This window comes from Mucilaginibacter rubeus (assembly GCF_003286415.2).
GTDB lineage: Bacteria > Bacteroidota > Bacteroidia > Sphingobacteriales > Sphingobacteriaceae > Mucilaginibacter > Mucilaginibacter rubeus_A.
In genome coordinates, this window is sequence record NZ_CP043450.1 from 3,546,831 (window position 1) to 3,568,330 (window position 21,500).

General features: G+C 42.7%; 24 protein-coding genes. 18 read left to right on the top strand and 6 right to left on the bottom strand.

All coding sequences use genetic code 11. The features are described from left to right. The first annotated feature begins 25 nt into the window (after positions 1–25). Together DEO27_RS13875 and DEO27_RS13880 are read left to right on the top strand one after the other, a co-directional pair. Positions 26–1,192, top strand: a complete 1,167-nt coding sequence (locus DEO27_RS13875) for a galactokinase (RefSeq protein WP_112574322.1) — start codon at positions 26–28, stop codon at positions 1,190–1,192. A gap of 115 nt (positions 1,193–1,307) precedes the next feature. Further along, complete coding sequence (locus DEO27_RS13880) at positions 1,308–1,838, top strand: RNA methyltransferase (RefSeq protein WP_112574321.1); 531 nt, start codon at positions 1,308–1,310, stop codon at positions 1,836–1,838. 121 nt (positions 1,839–1,959) lie between these two features. Here the strand turns inward: DEO27_RS13880 and DEO27_RS13885 are convergent, their stop codons facing one another. Next, a complete protein-coding gene (locus tag DEO27_RS13885) occupies positions 1,960–2,637 on the bottom strand; it encodes a GNAT family N-acetyltransferase (protein WP_112574320.1) in 678 nt (225 codons plus the stop codon). 101 nt (positions 2,638–2,738) lie between these two features. Between DEO27_RS13885 and DEO27_RS13890 the strand changes: the two genes are divergently transcribed. After that, positions 2,739–3,398 (top strand): YdeI/OmpD-associated family protein, encoded by a 660-nt coding sequence (locus DEO27_RS13890; RefSeq protein ID WP_112574319.1) that lies wholly within the window; start codon positions 2,739–2,741, stop codon positions 3,396–3,398. Positions 3,399–3,474: 76 nt separating this feature from the next. Here DEO27_RS13890 and DEO27_RS13895 read toward each other — a convergent pair whose 3' ends face one another. The 4 genes from DEO27_RS13895 to DEO27_RS13910 all read right to left on the bottom strand — a co-directional run bounded on the left by DEO27_RS13895 (position 3,475) and on the right by DEO27_RS13910 (position 6,508). Then, positions 3,475–3,690 carry a hypothetical protein gene (locus DEO27_RS13895; protein WP_112574318.1) on the bottom strand — a complete coding sequence of 72 codons (216 nt, stop codon included), beginning with the start codon at positions 3,688–3,690 and terminating at the stop codon, positions 3,475–3,477. A gap of 140 nt (positions 3,691–3,830) precedes the next feature. Next, complete coding sequence (locus tag DEO27_RS13900) at positions 3,831–4,382, bottom strand: GNAT family N-acetyltransferase (protein WP_112574317.1); 552 nt, start codon at positions 4,380–4,382, stop codon at positions 3,831–3,833. 22 nt (positions 4,383–4,404) lie between these two features. Then, positions 4,405–5,556 (bottom strand): M28 family metallopeptidase, encoded by a 1,152-nt coding sequence (locus tag DEO27_RS13905; protein ID WP_112574316.1) that lies wholly within the window; start codon positions 5,554–5,556, stop codon positions 4,405–4,407. Between the two features lie 7 nt (positions 5,557–5,563). Further along, a complete protein-coding gene (locus DEO27_RS13910) occupies positions 5,564–6,508 on the bottom strand; it encodes a hydroxypyruvate isomerase family protein (protein ID WP_112574315.1) in 945 nt (314 codons plus the stop codon). A 358-nt stretch (positions 6,509–6,866) separates the two neighbouring features. Here DEO27_RS13910 and DEO27_RS13915 point away from each other — a divergent pair, with 358 nt between their 5' ends. The 4 genes from DEO27_RS13915 (at position 6,867) to DEO27_RS13930 (ending at position 9,067) form a co-directional block, all read left to right on the top strand. Next, on the top strand, positions 6,867–7,058 hold the full coding sequence (locus DEO27_RS13915) for a hypothetical protein (protein ID WP_112574313.1): 192 nt from the start codon (positions 6,867–6,869) through the stop codon (positions 7,056–7,058). 110 nt (positions 7,059–7,168) lie between these two features. Beyond that, positions 7,169–7,654: a hypothetical protein gene (locus DEO27_RS13920; RefSeq protein ID WP_112574312.1), complete on the top strand. Its 486-nt coding sequence runs from the start codon at positions 7,169–7,171 to the stop codon at positions 7,652–7,654. A 44-nt stretch (positions 7,655–7,698) separates the two neighbouring features. Beyond that, positions 7,699–7,896 carry a hypothetical protein gene (locus DEO27_RS13925; protein WP_112574311.1) on the top strand — a complete coding sequence of 66 codons (198 nt, stop codon included), beginning with the start codon at positions 7,699–7,701 and terminating at the stop codon, positions 7,894–7,896. Positions 7,897–8,206: 310 nt separating this feature from the next. Beyond that, positions 8,207–9,067, top strand: coding sequence for a collagen-like protein (locus tag DEO27_RS13930; RefSeq protein WP_112573538.1), 861 nt, complete (start codon positions 8,207–8,209; stop codon positions 9,065–9,067). A gap of 69 nt (positions 9,068–9,136) precedes the next feature. Here DEO27_RS13930 and DEO27_RS13935 read toward each other — a convergent pair whose 3' ends face one another. Beyond that, positions 9,137–9,466: a YbjQ family protein gene (locus DEO27_RS13935; protein ID WP_112573541.1), complete on the bottom strand. Its 330-nt coding sequence runs from the start codon at positions 9,464–9,466 to the stop codon at positions 9,137–9,139. Positions 9,467–9,674: 208 nt separating this feature from the next. Between DEO27_RS13935 and DEO27_RS13940 the strand changes: the two genes are divergently transcribed. From DEO27_RS13940 to DEO27_RS13990, 11 genes are all read left to right on the top strand, one after another. Then, complete coding sequence (locus tag DEO27_RS13940; RefSeq protein ID WP_223818246.1) at positions 9,675–10,208, top strand: D-glycero-alpha-D-manno-heptose-1,7-bisphosphate 7-phosphatase; 534 nt, start codon at positions 9,675–9,677, stop codon at positions 10,206–10,208. 171 nt (positions 10,209–10,379) lie between these two features. Next, positions 10,380–11,894 (top strand): hypothetical protein, encoded by a 1,515-nt coding sequence (locus DEO27_RS13945; protein WP_112573543.1) that lies wholly within the window; start codon positions 10,380–10,382, stop codon positions 11,892–11,894. A gap of 514 nt (positions 11,895–12,408) precedes the next feature. Further along, entirely contained in the window at positions 12,409–13,260 is an 852-nt protein-coding gene (gene hisG / locus DEO27_RS13950; protein WP_112573545.1) for an ATP phosphoribosyltransferase, read from the top strand. 81 nt (positions 13,261–13,341) lie between these two features. Then, positions 13,342–14,637, top strand: coding sequence for a histidinol dehydrogenase (hisD, locus tag DEO27_RS13955; protein WP_112573995.1), 1,296 nt, complete (start codon positions 13,342–13,344; stop codon positions 14,635–14,637). Between the two features lie 159 nt (positions 14,638–14,796). Beyond that, on the top strand, positions 14,797–15,843 hold the full coding sequence (gene hisC, locus DEO27_RS13960) for a histidinol-phosphate transaminase (RefSeq protein ID WP_112573547.1): 1,047 nt from the start codon (positions 14,797–14,799) through the stop codon (positions 15,841–15,843). Between the two features lie 58 nt (positions 15,844–15,901). Continuing rightward, positions 15,902–17,044, top strand: coding sequence for a bifunctional histidinol-phosphatase/imidazoleglycerol-phosphate dehydratase HisB (gene hisB, locus DEO27_RS13965; protein ID WP_112573549.1), 1,143 nt, complete (start codon positions 15,902–15,904; stop codon positions 17,042–17,044). A 36-nt stretch (positions 17,045–17,080) separates the two neighbouring features. Continuing rightward, entirely contained in the window at positions 17,081–17,734 is a 654-nt protein-coding gene (hisH, locus tag DEO27_RS13970; RefSeq protein WP_149301875.1) for an imidazole glycerol phosphate synthase subunit HisH, read from the top strand. A 5-nt stretch (positions 17,735–17,739) separates the two neighbouring features. After that, positions 17,740–18,489: a HisA/HisF-related TIM barrel protein gene (locus tag DEO27_RS13975; protein ID WP_112573553.1), complete on the top strand. Its 750-nt coding sequence runs from the start codon at positions 17,740–17,742 to the stop codon at positions 18,487–18,489. A 135-nt stretch (positions 18,490–18,624) separates the two neighbouring features. Further along, the gene (gene hisF, locus DEO27_RS13980; protein WP_112573555.1) at positions 18,625–19,380 is read left to right on the top strand and encodes an imidazole glycerol phosphate synthase subunit HisF; all 756 of its coding nucleotides are present in this window, start codon (positions 18,625–18,627) and stop codon (positions 19,378–19,380) included. A gap of 211 nt (positions 19,381–19,591) precedes the next feature. Continuing rightward, positions 19,592–20,179: a bifunctional phosphoribosyl-AMP cyclohydrolase/phosphoribosyl-ATP diphosphatase HisIE gene (gene hisIE, locus DEO27_RS13985; RefSeq protein WP_112573557.1), complete on the top strand. Its 588-nt coding sequence runs from the start codon at positions 19,592–19,594 to the stop codon at positions 20,177–20,179. A 118-nt stretch (positions 20,180–20,297) separates the two neighbouring features. Then, positions 20,298–21,209: a WD40 repeat domain-containing protein gene (locus DEO27_RS13990; RefSeq protein ID WP_112573559.1), complete on the top strand. Its 912-nt coding sequence runs from the start codon at positions 20,298–20,300 to the stop codon at positions 21,207–21,209. The last annotated feature ends 291 nt before the right edge of the window (positions 21,210–21,500 follow it).

The following is a 21,500-nucleotide window of genomic DNA, read 5'->3' on the forward strand; positions in this document are numbered from 1 at the left end:
GTTTTCCGAAAAACCAACCTGAATAATGAAGAATAATTTGCACCAGGAATTTATTAAGATCTTTAACAAAGAAGCAGACAACGCGTACTTTTCGCCGGGCCGTGTAAACCTTATTGGCGAACATATTGATTATAACGGCGGTTTGGTTATGCCATGCGCTATTACTTTTGGCACCTATTTGCTAACCTCGCCTAATGAGGACGGTATTTTTCGCTTCAGAAGTTTAAATTTCAGTGAACAACAAGATATTCCGCTGCAACTTCATTATGAAAAAACCGGTGAAAACTGGTTTAACTTCCCTATCGGTGTAATTAACCGTTTTGTTAAGGATGGCCACCCATTAAAAGGCCTGGATATGCTATTTTATGGCGATATTCCAATCGGTTCCGGATTGTCATCATCAGCCTCTATCGAGGTGGTGACTTCTTATGCTTTAAACGATCTGTTTAACAGCGGCTATGATAAGCTTGACCTGGTAAAACTCTCTAAAGATGTAGAAAACAACTTTATTGGTGTTAACTGCGGTATTATGGACCAGTTTGCAGTTGCCTTCGGCGAAAAAAATAAAGCCCTGATGCTTAACTGCGATACCCTGGATTACCAGGCGGTTGATAGTAACCTCGGCGATTATGTTTTAGCCATCATCAATACCAACAAGCCACGTAAACTGGCCGAATCAAAATATAACGAACGTGTACAGGAGTGCCAGGCTGCCCTGATAGCCCTGCAACAGCAACTGGATATCAAATACCTTTGCGAAATTGACAGCGCTACTTTTGAGCAATATAAACACCTGATCACCGATCCGGTAGTATTAAAACGTGCCAAACACGTAATTGAAGAAAACGACCGCGTAAAATTGGCTGCGACAGCCCTTGCCGCCAATGATGTAGCCGAATTTGGCAAGCTAATGTACGCTTCTCATGATTCTCTGCGCGACTTATACGAAGTAAGCGGTGTTGAATTAGATACCGTTGCCGAATACAGCAAAACCAATCCTGACGTGGCCGGTGCGCGTATGACGGGTGCAGGTTTTGGCGGTTGCGCCATCGCCCTGGTAAAAGGCGATGCTTTTGATAAATTCAGCAAAGAAGTAACCGAATATTATACGCAGAAAATAGGCTACGCCCCATCTGTTTACAGCTCGCTAATTGGCGATGGCGTAGGCGAACTGGTTTCGGAACTTAACTAAACGCTTTTTTAGTATTTTTGCCATTGGTTCATAGTTAATAGATCATGGTTCATGGCCTGTTATTAAACACAGGTTGGCTATGAACTATGATCTATGAACCATGAACTAAAAAAGTATGCGCAAATTAAAATTAGATGAGCTGAACCGGGCTACGGTTGATGAATTTAAAGCACAGGATAAATTGCCGGTTGCCGTGGTATTGGATAACGTGCGCAGCATGCACAATATTGGCTCCATCTTCCGTACTTCTGATGGTTTTGCGGTAGAACAGATTTGCCTTTGTGGCATCACCGCTCAGCCTCCCCACCGCGAAATTGAAAAAACCGCCCTCGGCGCAACCCAATCTGTTAACTGGACTTACTACGAAACCCCTTTGCAGGCTGTTGAACAATTACGCAAAGATGGTTACCAGATCATAGCCATTGAACAAGCCGAAAACAGCACCATGCTTCACGAATTTAAACCTGCCGAAGATGGCAAATACGCCCTTATTTTCGGCAACGAGGTAAACGGAGTAAGTGATGAGGTAATGCAGGTCATCGACGGATGTATCGAGATCCCCCAGTTTGGCACCAAGCATTCTTTTAACATCGTAGTATCGGCAGGTATTGTACTTTGGGATTTTTTCGCCAAGATGGCGATATAGATAACAATTCGCTCTCCCCCGTCATTGCGAGGCACGAAGCAATCCCAAACTATACAGGGCGGACCTGCAAATCGGGGATTGCTTCGTGCCTTGCAATGACGTTGTAAACTATAAAAAGAGGTTACTTCTTCAACACATAAAACGACATTTCCTTCCTGGTTACAAAACCGAGCTTTTCGTATACTTTAATCGCTCTTTCATTTTCAGATTTAACATGCAGAAAAGGGATTCCAGAAGCTGCTTTAATCCGCTTAGCCTGATTTAATAACAGCTTCCCGGCGTAACCGCGACCGAGGTAATCTGGATGGGTACAAACAGCGCTGATCTCGGCATAAGGTGTGGGATTTAACCGCTGACCGGCCATCGCTACTAACTTATCCCCATCAAAAATGCCATGGTAGTGTCCAAACTCTATTGTTCTTTCAATAAAAGGACCTGGGTTTGTTAGCTGCGTAAGTTCAATCATTTGCGGCACATGCTGTTCTGTAAGTGGTAACAGGCCTTTATCGGAAAAATCCGCGGGTATTTCTCCTTCAAAAACCATCTGAAGACATTTCAGATAGTTTACTATCGTCCACTGCTCGGGGATTACAATATCATGAGGGGCAATAAAAATAAAATAGCTTTCAAAAGGGATAGTACCGTAAAGGGTATTAAAATTTTCGGCAGATACTTCAGGTATTCCAACAAAGGGAGAGATCTCCTTAGGGAAATATTTAGCTATATCGTTTCCGCCTGCAAGCAATCTGTTACCCGTGTTAAGCGCGTTCCAGGCGGGATTATCAAGTACATGTTCCATTAGGGCAAAGCTATTAAAAATACCCTGCTACAGGGTTTAGGCCTGTCATTCAATTTTAATTTAATGCTTACATTAGCTTTATCCATTACTAAAAGCTTATTATGAACGCCCTCGCTAAAAAATTCCTGATCAAACCAAATTCACGCTGGCTGATCCAAAACGCGCCCGCTGGTTACCTGGATAGCCTTAATACCCTACCCGATAATGCCAATCTTGTTTTTAGTGCCGAGGGCGAGTTTAATGGCATCCAGCTATTTGTAAAAAACAGCGAAGAGCTAATATCTGAGCTTAAAGTAATAACTCCATTGCTAAAAGCCGACACGGTTTTCTGGATCATTTATCCCAAAAAAAATTCGGGGATCCAAACCGATCTGGAAATGATGAGCAGCTGGGATGCTCCCGCTCAATACGGACTTAGGCCTGTGGCCTCAGCGGCTGTTAACGAAGTGTGGACGGCATTACGCTTTCGCCCTGTTGAAGCTGTAAAGGTTTCTGAAGGGCGTAATGAAGCCGTTCGCAATAACGAGCACAGCGCTTATATTGACGTAGACAATAAAATAGTTACCCTGCCTGATTATGTAAAGGAAACATTAGAACAACATCCAGGCGTACTTGATTACTTTCAATCGCTGGCTTATAGTCACAAAAAAGAATATGTGCTCTGGATCCTGACTGCTAAACAGGAGAAAACCCGGCAGTACCGTTTAGTGAAGATGGTGGAGATGCTGCAGAATAAAAAGAAAAATCCTTCTGATAAATAGAAATACTTAGCAGATCATAACATAAATCGCCCCGCACTTTCAACAAATACAGGGCGATTTTATGTTTTACTTTTATTTACCAGCCTGAGCCTTTTTTAGCGTTACCATTTTTGATATGCTCTTCGGCAGTAGCTTTACCCATAATGGCAGCCATCTTGTTACCTGCACTGTCAGTTCCTGTCGCAATGTATCTACCCGATTTTACATCGATAACTGGATTGATCATCGGTACATTTTTAGTCTTTGTTTTCACTGAATAAGCGGTAATACCACTTCCTTTTTCTGTTGCCATGATAAGTTTCTTTTGTTTTTTAATGTTAACCCCATTTAAACTGAATTGTTTTCAGCACAGGTATAATTGGTTTCTATGCGTAAACATGCATCATTTTTTTTTAATTAAAAATAGCTGGCATAAATAATTTGTTAACAGATTTAAGTTTGTGTTAATAACGAATAAATCATGGTATCGTTGAAACGACCGTTAAACAAGTGATCCTCTTTAAAATAGGCTTCCTGAACAAATTTATTTTTAAGCAACAATTTAATTGAGGCGACATTACCGGGGCTAACACGAGCCTCTACCGAATGTAGCTTGAGTACACTAAAACCATAATCAAGAGCTGCTGTTACAGCTTCCTGCATGATGCCCCGCCCCTGGTACACCGGGTTCAAAAGATAGCCAATTTCGGCACGGTGGTTGTTTTTCTCTATCCGCCAGAAGCCTATACTACCTATATATTTATTACTGTTTTTCAGGCAGATACACCAGGTGATACCATCATTTTTGCTCAATAAGTCTTCTATCACATCTATCAACCCAACAGCATCACCGATAGTTTTATTTAACGGACGGCTAATGTACTGCATCACCGTTTCGTTTGATCGCATTTCAAACAGGTCTGCCGCATCATCGTAAGTAAAACGCCTCAGCACAAGGCGCTCGGTTGTTAAAACCGGAAACGGGTTAAAGTTTGGGTTAAGCATAAATGAATACTATTGGTAAGGGCTAACGGCCACCGGCAAGTCTACTGTTAAATTTAACTATCAGGTTAAAAAGTTCGGTGTATTTATTGAGCGGTAGTGTGGGGCTGATGTCAAAAACATCATGATAAGCCTTTATACCACCCAAAGTGTAAATAAAAAATGCAGGTACGCCTTGTTCGGTAAAAAAATAATGATCGCTGTTGGCAGCCTTGCCACGTGATGCCACTTTAACAAAGTAATTATTTTCCTTATTGATTTGCTGCATCACAGCAAACTCTTTTGGATAAACGCTGGCATTTACCACAGTTATGCCGTCAACACCAGTTCCGTTAAGATCAAGGTTAATCAGGAAACGAATATTTGTAAGCGGAATAAGCGGATTGTGCGTAAAATACTTTGAACCCAGCAAACCGGCCTCTTCTCCCGAAAAACAAACGAAGGCTACACTATACGGCAAAGGATGCTTGGCATAATATCTGGCAAGCCCCATCAGCTCAGAAATACCGCTTGCATTATCATTAGCACCAGGAAAATAAGTTTTATCGCCCATTCCCCCTAAATGATCGTAATGCGCGGTGATCATGATAACCGAATCAGGTTTGGACGTCCCCATTACAATACCGCAAATATTGGCTGTTTTGAAATCTGTTATCAGCTTGTTTTCTATAGTAACATTAAGCGTTAGAGGAGTTTCCTTTATTGCTTTTTTATCAATTTGGATTATTGTATAGTCAAGAGTCCGCCCCTCAACCGACCATGTAAGCTTATCTTCCAGCGATAAAACAATCCTGTTTTGCTGATCAACAAAATGGGTACTGTCTTTTTTAATCAGTTGCCCTGCCCCCATCACACCACGGCTATCAGGCGAAATAATAAAATCTTTGCCGGGCCTCAGTTGTACACCATTTACCGCAACTTCCATTTTACCGGGGAAGGTATTAACCGGGTAACTAAACTCCTGCAGGTAATTTTTACCATCCATAGGCTTTACGCCGTAGTGCTTTAGTTGGGCCGATAAAAAATCTGCTGCTTTATGAACGCCATCCTTTGTATACCCCCTGCCCCAGAAATAGGGCGAGGTTAATGTATCAACCATTTTGCGGACAAAAACGGTATCCTGGGCAAAAAGCGTGTTCGAAATAAAAAGAAATACAAGGGCAAGTTTAAATTTCATCAGCTTTCTAAATAAAGCTATCAGCCTCGCGGTAAGCTTTAATCAATGCAAGCTCTCCTTCTTTTTCCGCTCCGGCCGTGCCGTGCTCCATGCCCATTACACCTTTATAGCCTTTGTTATAGATGTGTTTAAAGATGTTTTTATAATTAACCTCGCCGGTTCCAGGCTCTTTACGACCGGGATTATCTCCTATCTGGTAATAGCCTATCTCATCATAAACCAGGTCAAGCGTTGGGATAATGTTTCCCTGGTTGCGCTGAACATGGTACATATCATACAAGATCTTGCATGATGGGCTTCCTACAGCTTTACAAATGGCATAAGCCTGATCGGGCGTGCGCAAAAACAGGTCGGGATTATCACTTAAGGGTTCAAGCACCATAATAATGCCGTGCGGCTCCAGTATAGCCGTCCCCTTTTTAATGGCTTCAATAACATTACCGGTTTGCACGCCAATAGGCAATTTACGTGCAAAATCGCCTGGAACAACGGTAACCAGCTTACTGCCTATACGTTTAGCTACCTCAACAGCTTCCTTGCATGAGGCAATAAACTTTTCAACCTGGTCGGCAGCGCCTGTTGCCAGCATATTGCTGTCATTACCCAAGCCCGGCTGTACAAAAACTCCCATAGCCATACCCAGTTTTGCCAGCGTATCGCCTATCTTTTTCTGTTGATCAACCGGCCGGCCACTCATACCGTTATCCTCAATAGCGCGGAAACCTTTATCGTAGGCAAATTTTATCTGTTCAATAAAATCATCGCCGGCATGGTTTTTAAACATGCCATCATGAATGCCATAGTTAAGATTAAAAGTTTTATCTCCGGCTATTATCCCTGCTTCGCTATTAGGTTCGGTACACCCCGTAAGCGTGGCGGCTTTTAAAACACCTGTAGTAAATAACGAGGCACCGGCTAATACCGAGCTTTGAACAAAATTTCTGCGTTTCATGAGGGTTATGTATTGGTTTGCGGCCTAAATATAGCACCTATGGTTTATTTTAGACGATGGAGGTTGCTGTTTTATCAGATTTTTCAACCAATTCATTACAACCGGTTAAAGCACCACGGTTAAAAATTCGCCTATTTTTATTATCTTTGTGTATAAACGGCAAATTTTTAAAGCTATTCCAGCTTACAGCGCCCAGCTATTTTGATGCTGATCTGTTTTATTCCCTGCTGATACCGTTGCTGCCCGGAACTTAACTTAAAGATCATTTTTACGCTCACTGAAACAGGTATTTATTATCTGGCCCGGCCTTTTTATTGCTACACGGAATAGCTATTATTTAACTTAATTAATCATAATTATGGCTAAATCGCAAGCAACATTCATGAAAAAACAACTGGAAAAAAATCGCCAGAAAAAAAAGGAAGATAAAGAACAACGCAAACAGGAACGCAAACAAAACGCCGGCGGAGGCGATCTCGAAAACATGCTTGCCTATGTAAATGAATTTGGCGAAATTGTATCATCGCCTCCCGAAAAGAAACAGGCTTAGCGCACTTTTAAACTTACCAGATTCGGGTATTGTAACTATTTAGTGGCTATTGCTTGAGTGATTGAACCTTTTATTATTTTAATTGTCATAACAAAAAATCACCCACAGTTATGAAATTTCAATTAGGCTTTGTTTCCTTTATCGCCCTAACCATTGCCTCTTGCTCAGGCAATCATGCCACCAACGATAACGATACTACCATTAAAAAGGAAGACACGGCCATGGCCAATGCCCCCGATGCTCCGGCAGTAAATATGGAGTATTGTTTTTATGCCACTGAAGGTAGCGCCAACCAGGACACTACAAAAGTTAATCTGCACATAAACGGCAACAAAGTTACCGGCGATATGGATTGGCTGCCTAAAGAAAAAGATGCCCGGAAAGGTACATTAATGGGCAATTTAACCGGTAATGTTATCAAAGCGTTGTGGACCTACGGCCAGGAAGGCAGCACAGATACGCTGAGTGTTGAATTTCAGCTCAGGGGCACCAACCTTGCGCAAAAGCCTTATAAATACGATACTAAAACCGGCAAGCAGCAAACCAACAACGCCGCCGATTATTCGGTAATTTACAACATGAAAAATTGTCGTTAATTTAAACGCTATTTATAAATTAGCTCAAAAATAAAAGGTTCAAAATGGAAAAGCGCGAAACCAGCATACTATACCTTGTATTGGGTTTATATACTTTAATGATAAGCTGGTACTACAACCACAGCGTAATTTTACTTATTATCCATTACGTGTTTTGGCCGGTTTATCTTATATACGAATTACTGATCGGTCACCTTGCTCATGGCATGTGGAAAACCATTCCGCTTTCATACTTCAAATAAAGTATTTTAAGTATAAAGAAGAAAAGCACGCTGAAATTATCTTCAGCGTGCTTTTCTTCTTTATAGCGATGGGTTTAGATAGTTTTTTTATCTGCTGTTACCATAAAAACCACTAATAAACTGCGCGTTGATACCGAAAACCAGTAACGTTAAATTACGCGGTTTAATTGGGTAAATGTGCGTTTATGATAGCGTAACTCTCCTATTTGTTTTCGGGGATTAGGTAAACAATTTTGGATTATGCTACAGGGAGCAGAATTAATCAAGCTGCCGAAAGTTGAATATTCAAAACCATTTTATCTACATCCACATGAAAAAAATCAATTACCTGTTAATCTCATTTATTGTACTTTTTGTATTTGTGCAAGCCTGTAAAAAAGGCGATGTTGGCCCCGCCGGAGCAAAAGGTGATACCGGTGCAACCGGCGCTGTAGGTCCTGCGGGAAGTGACGGCAGCGTTATCTATAGCGGTACAACCGCCCCTACTGCCACTATTGGTAAAGAAGGCGATTTCTACCTCAATACCTCAAACGGCTTGTTATACGGCCCTAAAACAACAGCAGGCTGGGGAACTAATTTCTCTTTAAAAGGCCCTACAGGTACGGCGGGCACCGACGGTAATACCGTATTAAGCGGCACAGGTGCTCCCGCAGCTACGTTGGGTAAAGCCGGTGATTATTACCTGGATAAAAACAATTATTCGTTATATGGCCCTAAGGTTGGCTCAACATGGGGAACTGCATTTAGTTTGCGCGGGCCTGCCGGTACGGCCAATGTCATTTATTCGGATTGGGTATATGCCAAAAACTTTCGTGATAGTACCATCGATAACAGTTTGATGCACGTTGCGGATATCCCGGCCAACGATCTTACAACCGAAAATTTGTCGCACGCCCTTATACAAGTTTACTTTACCTACGGTGGTGGCGTATTTCCACTGCCTCACCTAACCTATGCAGGCAACAAGGCCAGCGTCATCAACTTTGCACCCCGGTTTAAGCATTTTAATATTACCCGCTATACACTTGATAATTCAAATTCGGTAAACCTTAGCACCGTATTACAATATCGTTATGTGATCATTCCGGGTGGTGTGGCGGCATCAGTAGCCAAAAATATCGATATCAATGATTATGAGTCGGTACGCAGATACCTGCGCATCAACAATTAATAATACTTTCAATAACCTTAACCCTCACTAAACCAACCGGGAGCGATTGTCGCTCCCGGTTTTTATATTTTAAATCTTTTCAACTACTACCGCTGTTCCGTAAGCCAGTACTTCGGTAATACCCTGCATTACTTCATTCGCATCGTAACGCATGTTAATAATGCCATTAGCACCAATAGCCTGAGCATGTTGGATTAGCAGTTGATAAGCTTCTTCACGTGCGTTTTCGCATAGCTCGACATAAATGGAAAGCCTGCCGCCAAATAGCGACTGAAAACCGCCTGCGATATTACCCAGGGCGCTCCGGCTCCTAACCGTAATGCCGCGTACAACGCCTAAATGCCTGGTAACTTTGTACCCTTCTAAAGATGTGCTTGTTGTAATAAGTGATGTATCCATTTTAGTTTAAGTTTGTGGGACAGGCGTTTAACCTGACCAATTTTTATTTAGATGCAGTATTCTTAACGATATTACGAGGTTTTGTGTTTTTATTTTTTGAGATTGGTTGCAAACGTTTAATTCGGGTTCAGACAACAGCAAATCCCATAAATCCGGCAATCTCCTTAATCCTGGTTCAGACAAAACCATGAACTATGAACCATCAACTATGAACTCAAAAAACACTACCTTTGCCGAAAATTTAAAATCGATGCCAGATAAAGTTAAAGCTGTTTTTTTTGATCGTGATGGTGTTTTGAACCACGAAATGGGCGACTATATACGTCGTTTTGAGGATTTCCAGGTGCTTGATAATTTTGATGCCCTTAAAACCCTGCAGGATCGTGGCTATATGCTGCTTGTAGCTACCAACCAGGGGGGTATTGCCAAAGGCTGGTATACCGAAGAAGAGCTTGGTAAAATGCACTTACATCTGAAACAGGTTTACCAGGATCACGGCGTTGAAATTACCGACTTTTTTTACTGCCCGCATCACCCCAATTTTACCGGCGATTGCGATTGCCGCAAACCAAAACCGGGACTATTACTGCAAGGCATAGCCAAATATAATATTGAGCCGTCACAATCATACTTTATAGGCGACCGCGAACGCGATGTTGAAGCCGGCACTGCCGCAGGCATAAAAGGTATCCTGATTGACAGCGACCAGCCGATAAGCACTGTGCTTGATCAGATAGCGTAAGAACCTATAAATATGTCATTGCGAGCGCAGCGCGTCAACCGCACGGAGGCATAACCGCCCCGTATAGCATGCGATTGCTTCGTCGTCCCTCCTCGCAATGACATAAAAATTACTCCTCTTCCTTAAAACATTTTCTTCTCTCCTGCTTTTTACCAATATTTATATCATACTATGCAAAAAAGCCGCTACCTAAAAAATCTTGACGCTGTTATAGCCGCCCTTGTTGGCTGGTTTATTTTGAGCTTGTTTTTCAGGTATAGCGGTGTAGGCGTTTCGCCGGATAGTATCATGTACACCAGCGCGGCCAGGAGCTTTAAAACCCATGGTAACTTACTTACGTTTAATCATGTACCCATTGTCGACTTCCCTGTTTTTTATCCGATTTTTCTTGGTATAATATCATTTATCACGCAGATAGATCCGGTCAAGTTTGGCGCGGTAATGAACGGTATCATGTTCGCTACCCTCATTTTCACCAGCGGATGGATCATGGAACACTTTGTACCGTCATCAAGAATTTATAAATGGTTAATGATGGCGGCCATTATCCTGAGCCCGCCATTGTTGCAGGTTTATTCCTATTTATGGTCGGAGACTTTGTTTATTCTCGAGATCCTGTTTTTCATCGTTGCCTTCCGCGAGTATCTGTTAAAACATACCCTTAAGGCACTTATAGTGGCTGCTGTTATAGCGGCCGTAAGCTGTATCACCCGGTATGCGGCTGTAACTATTGTGGGTACCGGCGGGCTTCTTTTATTGCTGGACAGGGTATTACCTTTAAAAAAGAAAATTGTTCATATCCTTGTTTACGGAGCAATCTGTATATCATTATTGGTAAGCAACCTCGTTTTCAATGCCTTTGTAACAGGCACAACAACAGGCCCGCGCGAACCATCTATTACGCCTTTCAGCAAAAACCTATATTACTTCGGCACAGTAATGTGCGATTGGATGGGGCTAACACCTAATCAATATTGGGCCGCCACACCTCTGGCCATCATCATTTTCCTGGGATTTATCGCTGCACTCGCTTTCAATTACTTCCGTCGTAAAATTGACAGCTTCGAGAACCTGGCAATTACTTTCGCGTTTGTTTATGGGGCATTTATCGTATTATCATCTACCTTCTCGAGATACGAGCGAATTAACCATCGCCTGTTATCGCCCTTATATATATCTGCATTATGGGGATATACCAGTTGGGCCCTGCTCCTGCTTAAAAAGATAAGTAACATCAATACCCGACGCATCATCGGCGCTATAATGATTATACTGATGCAGGGCTTCATTACCAGCGAGTTTTTGATAGACAAAGCCCGTTATCAAGACCAGGTTGCAGATGAATACGGCAATCCCGGATTTACCGACGAAAGCTGGATCGATTCGGAGTTTGCTACCTATTTGCGCGGCGGGGATCAAAGCCTGTTTAAACCCGGCATAAAAATTTATACCGATGCGCACGAGGCCGTTTACTTTTTCTCGGGCATGTCATCGTACCTGGTACCTCACCGCTTTTTTACCAAGGATATTGATAAGTTTTACAAGGCGAAACACTATTACCTTATCTGGTTCAATGTGCTCGAAAACCCCGAGCTTATCAATCTAAAAGATATTCAGAAAGTTAAAAAACTAAAACTGATCAAAGATTTTGGCGAAGAGGGTGGTATTTATGAGTATGAGGAGTAGTCAGAATCAGAATTTACAGAATTTTAGGATTTTCAGAGTCGTATATAATCAATGCTGCTAATTCTTTAACTCTCCCGCCGTTGTTGGTGTTGTCACCAACAACTATGCGCTGCGTATAAAGGCTTTGTTGATTCTTGATAAGATACGGGAATAAATTGTTGGTGACAACACCAACAACGGCGGGAATATAATTTCATCTCTCGAACACTTGTATTAACAATGGTAAGCCTTTCAACAAAATTAAATTCTAAAAGCGCACTTAATCCGGCAGAAAGCTTCCCTAAAATTTCAAGTATCGCTGCACTTTTTCACATTAAATTTTGATTTAAAAAACATCTCTCTATATTTGCGCAACTAATCTATAGTTTTACTATACAAAAAATGAACGGTCTCGCACTACATCATCTTCATCTCCACCATCACCACTCTGTGGTGATAAGATAATGTATGTTTCTACGCGAAATAACAACCCCGTTTATACTCTTTTTTATTATAGTTTCTTAAAACTTATTTTGTGAAAACACTTAAAATAGCTATCCAGAAATCTGGCAGGCTCAACGAAAAATCTGTTGAATTATTAAAAAATTGCGGCTTAAACTTCGAAAACTACAAAAGCTCGCTGATCTCTCCGGTATCTAATTTCCCTTTAGAAATTCTTTTCCTTCGTGATGATGATATTCCTGAATACGTGCAGGATGGTATTGCCGATTTAGGAATTGTTGGCGAAAACGTGATCCAGGAAACCGAAGTTGAAGTAAGCTACCTGCAACGCCTTGGATTTGGTAAATGCTCACTTAAAATAGCGGTACCAAATAACAGCGATATTAACTCGCTGGCCGACTTACACGGCAAAGCAATTGCTACTACCTACCCTGCCATTTTAGGCAAATTTTTAAAAGAACAAAATATTACTTCAGATATCCGTACCATTTCCGGTTCGGTAGAAATTTCACCGGGCTTAGGTCTTAGTGATGCCATTTGCGACCTGGTTTCAACCGGTGGTACGCTAAAAAGCAACGGACTGAAACCTTTTGCCGATGTAATGTCGTCAGAAGCTGTACTGATTGGAAGCAAATCTATCGCAGAAAGCGACCTGGTACAAGAACTGATCCAGCGTGTACAATCTGTTTTACGCGCTAAGGAGACTAAATATGTGGTACTAAACGTTGAGAAACAGAACCTTCCGGCTGTTATTGCCTTACTACCCGGCGTAAAAAGCCCATCAGTAGTACCATTGGCCGAAGAAGATTGGGTAGCCGTACACACCGTAATCCCGGAGCGTGATTTCTGGGACCGCATAAGTCAGCTTAAACAAGCCGGCGCACAAGGCATTGTGGTGATGCCTATTGAGAAGATCATTTTATAGTAGTTGGCAGTGGCAGTTAGCAGTTTGCGCTATGGTAAATTGCTAACTGTTGTAAACTGCAAACTGATAACTGAAACTGGTATGAAGACATACAACTATTCAGAACTTTCATCCGCCGATATCCAGAAGTTGGTTCAACGCAATGTTGACCCGGCCAATGAGATCAGGACCATTGTTGAGGACGTGATCACTAATGTGCAGCAGCATGGCGATAGCGCTTTGTTTGACTATGCATTGAAATTTGACAAGGTGGAACTGAGCAAGCTTTATCTTGAAAAAGCAGAACTGGAAGAGATTGCCAAAGCGATATCCGCAGATCAGAAAGCTGCCCTGGAAACGGCTTACAGCAACATCTATAAATTTCACCAAACGCAGTTAAAAACCGAAGACAAGGTTGAAACTATGCCCGGCGTAACCTGCTGGCGCGAATTACGACCAATTGAAAAAGTTGGCTTGTACATCCCCGGCGGTTCGGCAGTATTGCCAAGTACTTTTTTGATGCTTGGTATCCCGGCAAGGATAGCAGGTTGTCATGAAATTGTGGTTTGTTCGCCTCCGCAAAAAAACGGCAAGGTCAATGCCTTTATCGCTTATGTAGCACTGATGCTGGGAATAGATAAGATCTACCTGGTTGGTGGTTCGCAAGCTGTAGCAGCTATGGCTTACGGAACTGCAAGTATCCCTAAAGTTGATAAGATCTTCGGTCCGGGTAACCAGTTTGTAACCAAAGCTAAAACCATTATCCAGTCAACTACCACAACCGCTATTGATATGCCCGCGGGGCCGTCAGAAGTTTTGGTTATCGCCGATGAAACCGCAATTCCTTCATATATCGCTGCCGACCTGCTGGCACAAGCCGAGCACGGTATTGATAGCCAGGCAGTGTTGGTTTGCACCTCTGCCGATATTGCCCAAAAAGCTATTGCGGAAGTAGAAAAGCAATTACCTGTATTGCCTCGCGCGGAGATAGCGAAGCTTGCCATCGATAACTCGTATGTGGTGATTACCAGCAGTCTGAGCGAAGCCATAACTTTCAGCAATCAGTACGCGCCGGAGCACCTGATACTTGCTACCGGGAGCTGGGAACAGATCACCGGAAGTATCATCAATGCAGGTTCGGTATTTTTGGGTAACCTGACACCGGAAAGCGCTGGCGACTATGCCTCGGGAACTAACCACACCCTGCCAACCAGTAGTTATGCAAGGGCTTATTCAGGCGTATCGGTTGATTCGTTTGTGAAGAAGATCACGTTTCAGCACATTACCCGCGAGGGAATCAACAACATTGGCCACACAGTTGAAGTTTTGGCCGAGCTGGAAGGCTTACATGCGCATAGGAACGCGGTAAGTGTGAGGCTAAGCCCCCCAACCCCCTAAAGGGGAATGTACCGATAGGGTTACAAAGAAAATGATATACCAAAACGTCATTGCGAGGTACGAAGCAATCCCCAATTTTACAGAGCGGATTTGCAAAGTACCTCTGCTAATCGGGGATTGCTTCGTACCTCGCAATGACGGACGTAAAAAAGATTAACAATGTTCGACATTAATAATATACTCAGAGAAAATATAAAACGCCTTGTGCCTTATTCATCCGCACGTGATGAGTACCAGGGCGAAGCAAGCATCTTTCTGGATGCAAATGAAAACGCTTTCGGGTCACCATTAGATCAGCAGTTTAACCGCTATCCTGATCCTTTACAGTACGACCTAAAAAAACGTATCACCGAAATAAAAGGGGTGCCACCACGCAATATTTTTGTTGGCAACGGTAGCGATGAGGCTATCGATATCCTGTTCCGCAGTTTTTGTAACCCGGGAGTTGATAATGTGATCCTGGTACCGCCTACTTACGGCATGTATGAGGTATCAGCAAACATCAATGATATTGAAGCCCGTAAAGTAAGCCTAACTGAAGATTATCAGCTTAATTTAGAAGGCATTGCCGAGGCTGTAAATAAAAACACCAAACTGATCTTTATTTGCTCGCCAAACAACCCTACCGGCAACTCTATTAACCGCGACGATATTCAAACCCTGTTGGCTAATTTCAACGGCATTGTCGTAGTTGATGAAGCTTACATCAACTTCAGCAGGCAAAAGTCCTTTATCCAGGAACTTACTGAGTGTGCTAACCTTGTGGTAATGCAAACACTGTCAAAAGCATGGGGTTTAGCAGGTTTACGCGTAGGTATGGCTTTTGCCAGCGAAGAAATCATTGAGGTGATGAACAAAGTAAAGCCACCTTACAACGTTAATGAATCATCGCAGCAACTGGCTTTGGCAGCCTTGGCTAATGTAGGTCAGGTAAACGAATGGATCAAAGAAACCCTTGCACAACGCGACAGGTTAGTATTGAAATTGAAAGACCTCGAATTTGTGCTGGATATATATCCGTCTGACGCCAACTTTATCCTTGTAAAAACTACAGATGCCAACGGCATTTATGATTACCTGGTAAAACAGGGCATCATTGTGCGCAATCGCTCAAAAGTTGAGCTTTGTGAAGGCTGTCTTCGCATAACCGTTGGTACTCCGGATGAAAATACTGTTTTGTTGGACACCCTACAAAACTTCAAATAAAACAGTAAAAGGTGAAATCACTAATTCAATAATTCGCTAAATCAATAATTAATCCTGGATGAGTAATTTACAGAAAATATTGTTCGTTGACCGCGACGGCACCCTGATCAAAGAACCGGCCGATGAGCAAATTGATTCATTTGCCAAGCTGGAATTTTATCCAGGCGCATTAACCTATCTGCCTAAAATAGCTAAAGAGCTTGATTTTGAACTTGTAATGGTTACCAACCAGGACGGATTAGGCACTTCGGTTTACCCCGAGGATACCTTTTGGCCTGTTCATAACTTTGTATTGCAGGCATTTGAGGGCGAAGGCGTAAAATTTGCCAACCAGATCATCGACCGTACTTTTGCCCGTGACAATGCCCCCACCCGCAAGCCGGGCACCGCGCTGCTTACGCAATATCTTGATGCGGACAAATACGATCTTAAAAACTCATTCACCATCGGCGACCGTAAAAACGACGTACTGCTGGCAAAAAACCTTGGCGCAAAGGCCATCTGGCTTAACAATAACAGCAATCTCGGCGGAAACGAATTTTCTGAGGCCGATCATATCGATGATGTTATTGCGCTCGAAACTACCGACTGGCAAAAGGTATACGAGTTTTTAAAACTCGGCCAGCGGGTATTTGAGCATCGTCGTGCTACTAAGGAAACCGATATCCACATCAAAATAAACCTTGATGGTAAAGGGGATGCCAAAATATCAACCGGCCTGCACTTTTTTGACCACATGCTTGATCAAATTGCCCGTCACGGCAGTATCGATCTGGAAATTACCGCGAAAGGCGATCTCCATATCGACGAACATCACACCATTGAAGATACAGGTATCGCTTTAGGCGAAGTATTCGCCGCTGCTTTGGGTAACAAAATGGGCATCGAACGTTATGGTTTCTGCCTGCCAATGGATGATTGCCTGGCCCAGGCAGCTATCGACTTTGGTGGCCGTAACTGGATAGTTTGGGATGCCGATTTTAAACGCGAAAAAGTGGGTGATGTGCCAACCGAAATGTTTTACCACTTCTTCAAATCGTTCAGCGATGCCTCAAAAAGCAACCTGAATATCAAAGCCGAAGGACAAAACGAACATCACAAAATTGAAGCTATATTTAAAGCCTTTGCCAAGGCAATAAAAATGGCCGTAAAACGTGATGTAGATAAGATGGTTTTACCAAGCACTAAAGGACTGCTTTAAGAGCCCCCAGCCCCTAAAGGGGAGCAACTAATTAACATGAAAACACCAGATCAAAATAATAAAAAAAGCCTCGCAGAGGCACCCCTTCAGGGGCGGGGGGGCATCGGCATTATCCTATACGGAGCCGGAAACATATTTTCCCTTACTGCTGCTTTAGAGCGCTTAGGTATCCCTTATGGCTTTATCAACAGCGAAGAGGATTTTGATAAATACGACCGCTATATCATTCCGGGGGTTGGGCATGCCGGTGCGGCCATGAATAAGCTTAAGGCTACCGGACTGGTACCAGCCATTAAGGCGTTAAAGAAACCAACCCTGGGTATTTGCGTAGGGATGCAGCTGCTTACCTCTTATTCAGAAGAGGGCGATTCTAACTTATTGGATATCATTCCGGTTAAAACTTTAAGGTTTGCAGATAGTGCAGAACACAAAGTACCGCACACCGGTTGGAACAGGGTTTACCCCGAAAAGGAAAATCCATTATTTGAAAATATACCGTCAGGTTCACACTTTTACTTTGTACATTCATACTTTATTGAGCATGATAAAGCATACACTTTACTGGCCGCTGACTATGGAAATCAATTTTCGGCATCAATTTGGCTTGATAATTTTTATGGCGTACAATTCCACCCGGAAAAGTCGGGTGAGTTTGGCGAAACATTGTTAACTAATTTCTCAAAAATATAAAGGATATGTACATTATTCCTGCCATTGACATTTTGAACAAGAAGGTAGTCCGTCTTCGTGAAGGCGACTACGCACAGGTAACCGAATACGATGTTACCCTTGAAGAAATGATTGAGCGCTACCAGAGCAACGGCACCAATTTCATCCACATCATTGACCTTAACGGTGCCAAAAACGATTTCAGCAATCAGCAATACCTGTTTGATGTGATCCGTAAAACGGACATGAAGGTGCAATATGGCGGCGGCATCCGCAGCATCGAAAAAGTAAAAGAGCTGATAGATGCCGGCGTTCACCGCGTAATTGTTGGTACGCAAGCACTTACTAACCCAAGCTTCCTGCCCGATTTGAGCAAAGAAATTTGCGGTAAAGATAAATGCTCCGACCAGGTGGTTGTTGCTATCGACGTACTTGACGAAGTTATTAAATATTCAGGCTGGATGGAAAGCTCACCGATCAAGCTAATGGACTACGTTGATAAATGCCTGAACTTAGGTTTCTTCCGTTTCCTTTGCACCGACATTAACAAAGACGGTAAACTTGGCGGCGCGGGTATCGAACTGTACGAAAAACTGCTTGATCATTCACCTTTCATCAAACTTATCGCATCTGGTGGCGTAAGCTCTATGGGCGATATCGAAAAGCTAAACCGCTTAAAAGTTGAGTCGGTAGTGGTTGGCAAAGCCATATATGAGGGTCACATCACTATTGAAGATGTGAAACACTGGAACCTGGACGCGCTGATTTCGATATAGCCCCCCGGCCCCCTCTTTAAAAACCTGTACACCTCATGTCATTGCGAGCGATAGCGTGGCAATCGCACACCATACAGGTCGGACTTGTATAGTTCGCGATTGCTTCGTTCCTCGCAATGACATATTTTAATAAGCATGCTTGCAAAAAGAATTATCCCCTGTCTTGACGTTAAGGACGGGCGGACTGTAAAAGGCGTAAACTTTGTTGATCTGCGCGATGCCGGCGACCCGGTAGAGCTTGCCTGGAACTACTCGAACCAGGGAGCCGACGAGTTGGTATTTCTGGATATTACAGCTACCGTTGAACGCCGCAAAACTATGGTTGAGCTGGTAAAGGCCGTAGCCCGGCAAATTAATATACCGTTTACTATAGGCGGCGGCATCAATGAAATTGCCGATGCAGACGCCTTGCTGAATGCGGGAGCAGATAAAATATCCATCAATTCGGCGGCTGTACGTAACCCCAAACTGATAGATGAACTGGCTGCCGCTTTTGGTGTTCAGTTTGTAGTGATAGCCGTTGATACCCGCAGCATAGGCGATAAAAATGTAGTTCACTTAAATGGCGGCAGGTTGCCTACGGAACGCCAGACACTTGAGTGGATCCTGGAAGCCGAAAGCCGTGGAGCAGGTGAAATTTTGCTGACCTCTATGGATCATGATGGTACTAAAGGCGGTTTTGATAATGGCTTGTTAAAAATCGTGAATGATGCGGTTCACATTCCGGTGATTGCTTCGGGCGGCGCCGGTAAAGTTGAACACTTTGTTGATGTTTTTGAAAAAACCAACGTCGACGCGGCATTAGCAGCTTCAGTGTTTCACTATGGTGAGATATTGATCCCTGATTTGAAGCGAACCCTGCAGGGTAATAAAATAGAAGTACGGATCTGATAAACTGATAACTTTGCAGTTGCTGTCTGAAGTCTCTGACTTCAGACGACTATTTTTGTAGTCTTCAGACTACAGTAAAGCACCTGTTAAAGCGAAAAACTGTATGTAGTTACAAACTACATACATAGCTAATTCGAAGTCAGAGACTTCGAACAGCATGTGAAACTCCAGACTATAGCAAAGCGGCAAAATTAATTTGAATTAGGACAAAATGAACATAGACTTTGAAAAAACCGGCGGACTTGTCCCCGTAATTATACAGGATGAGCAAACCCTTGAGGTATTGATGCTGGGTTATATGAACCAGGAAGCTTACGATAAAACTGTACAGGAAAATATCGTCACTTTCTATTCACGTTCAAAAAACCGCCTGTGGACTAAAGGCGAAACCAGCAATAATTTCCTGCATGTAAAAAGCATCAGCATTGATTGCGATAACGATACCCTGTTGATCAAAGTTAAAGCGGATGGCCCTACCTGCCACACAGGCTCACGCAGTTGTTTCAACACCGAGTTTAATCAAAACTTTATCCTGGAGCTGGAAAATATCATCGCCGACAGGTATGAAAACCCGGTAGAAGGTTCGTACGTGAACAAGCTCCGCAATAAAGGCCTCAATAAAATAGCCCAAAAAGTTGGTGAAGAAGGTGTTGAAACTGTTATAGCAGCCCTTGCCGAAACTGAAACCGACCTGATCAATGAATCATCAGATCTTGTTTTCCATTTATTGGTGCTACTACGCGAAAAAGGTTTGACCTTAGAAACTATCGCTAAAAATTTAGAATCGAGACATAAATAAATCAGTGGGCAGTTTTTAGTTTGCAGTGGGCTGTTGATAAAATCAATCGCAGCAAACCGCTAACCGGAAACTGCAAACTGAACAAGCAAACTGCCAACAGGAAACTGCAAACTAAAGAATGATCACCGTACAAAAAACAGCCGAGCTTACCGGACATACCAACCCTATATTCACGCTTGAGCTTTCGCAAAAGCCTGGAATATTGTTTACGGGTGGCAACGATAAGGGATTGGTTGAATGGAGTCTGAAAGATTTCTCTTTCATTAAGGTGATGTTTCCTGTTAACGCGTCTATTTACGCTATCCATTGTCCGGAGGGTTATCCCTTAATGTTTGCCGGCTTACGTAGCGGTGAAGTTTTGGTGTTCGATTTCATCCAGCAAAAATTACTTAAGCCCTTAAGGCATCATCGCAAAGCCATTTTCGACATCAAATCGGCTGTTAAAAAGGATGAACTGTTAATAGCCTCAGAAGATGGCACGGTATCCGTATGGAGCCTTAAAACGCTTGAGATGGTGCATAGCATCACCGTGTCTAAAGACACTGTACGGTGTATTGCTGTTTCTCCGGACCAAAAACAGGTAGCATTTGGCTGTCGCGATAACCATATTGGCGTTTATGATCTGGAAGATTATACAATAATAAAAGCACTCCACGGACATACTATGGCTGTTTTTTCGATAGCCTACAGTCCCGATGGAACTTACATCGCTTCAGGTGCACGTGACGCCCAGGTTAAGATTTGGGATAGCAACACCTATCATGAAATAAAGAATATCCCCGCCCATCTTTTTGCCGTAAACCATATCCTATTCCACCCTACCCTGCCTTATTTTGCTACTGCCAGTATGGACAAAAGCATCAAGATTTGGGGATCAGATGATTTTAAACTTTATAAAAACATCAGCAGGGAAAAAGGCTATCCAGGCCATGTACTTTCCATCAATAAATTATCCTGGGCCGCTCCCGATCAATTGCTTTCCGTTAGCGACGACAAAGCCATCATCAACTGGGAAATTAAATTTGAATAACCCTTCGCAACGCGGCTTTTAGCAAGCTGTTAAATGATACATTTTTATTTCTGCTGTAAATATCATTACCGCCTGGCCTCCCTATTTCTCTATCAAACCACAACTTAAATTCATTAAGGGTTTTTGTTATTAAAATCCATGTTCAAACGCTCAATAATAGTATTAAATAACATATTTTACAGTTAAAAACGCAATTTTAAATACTTAAAACAGCCGCTTCGTTCATTCCTATTTTGTTTATTCATTTTATTCATTCGCTAAAATCAATAACATTTATAGCGCATTAATCGT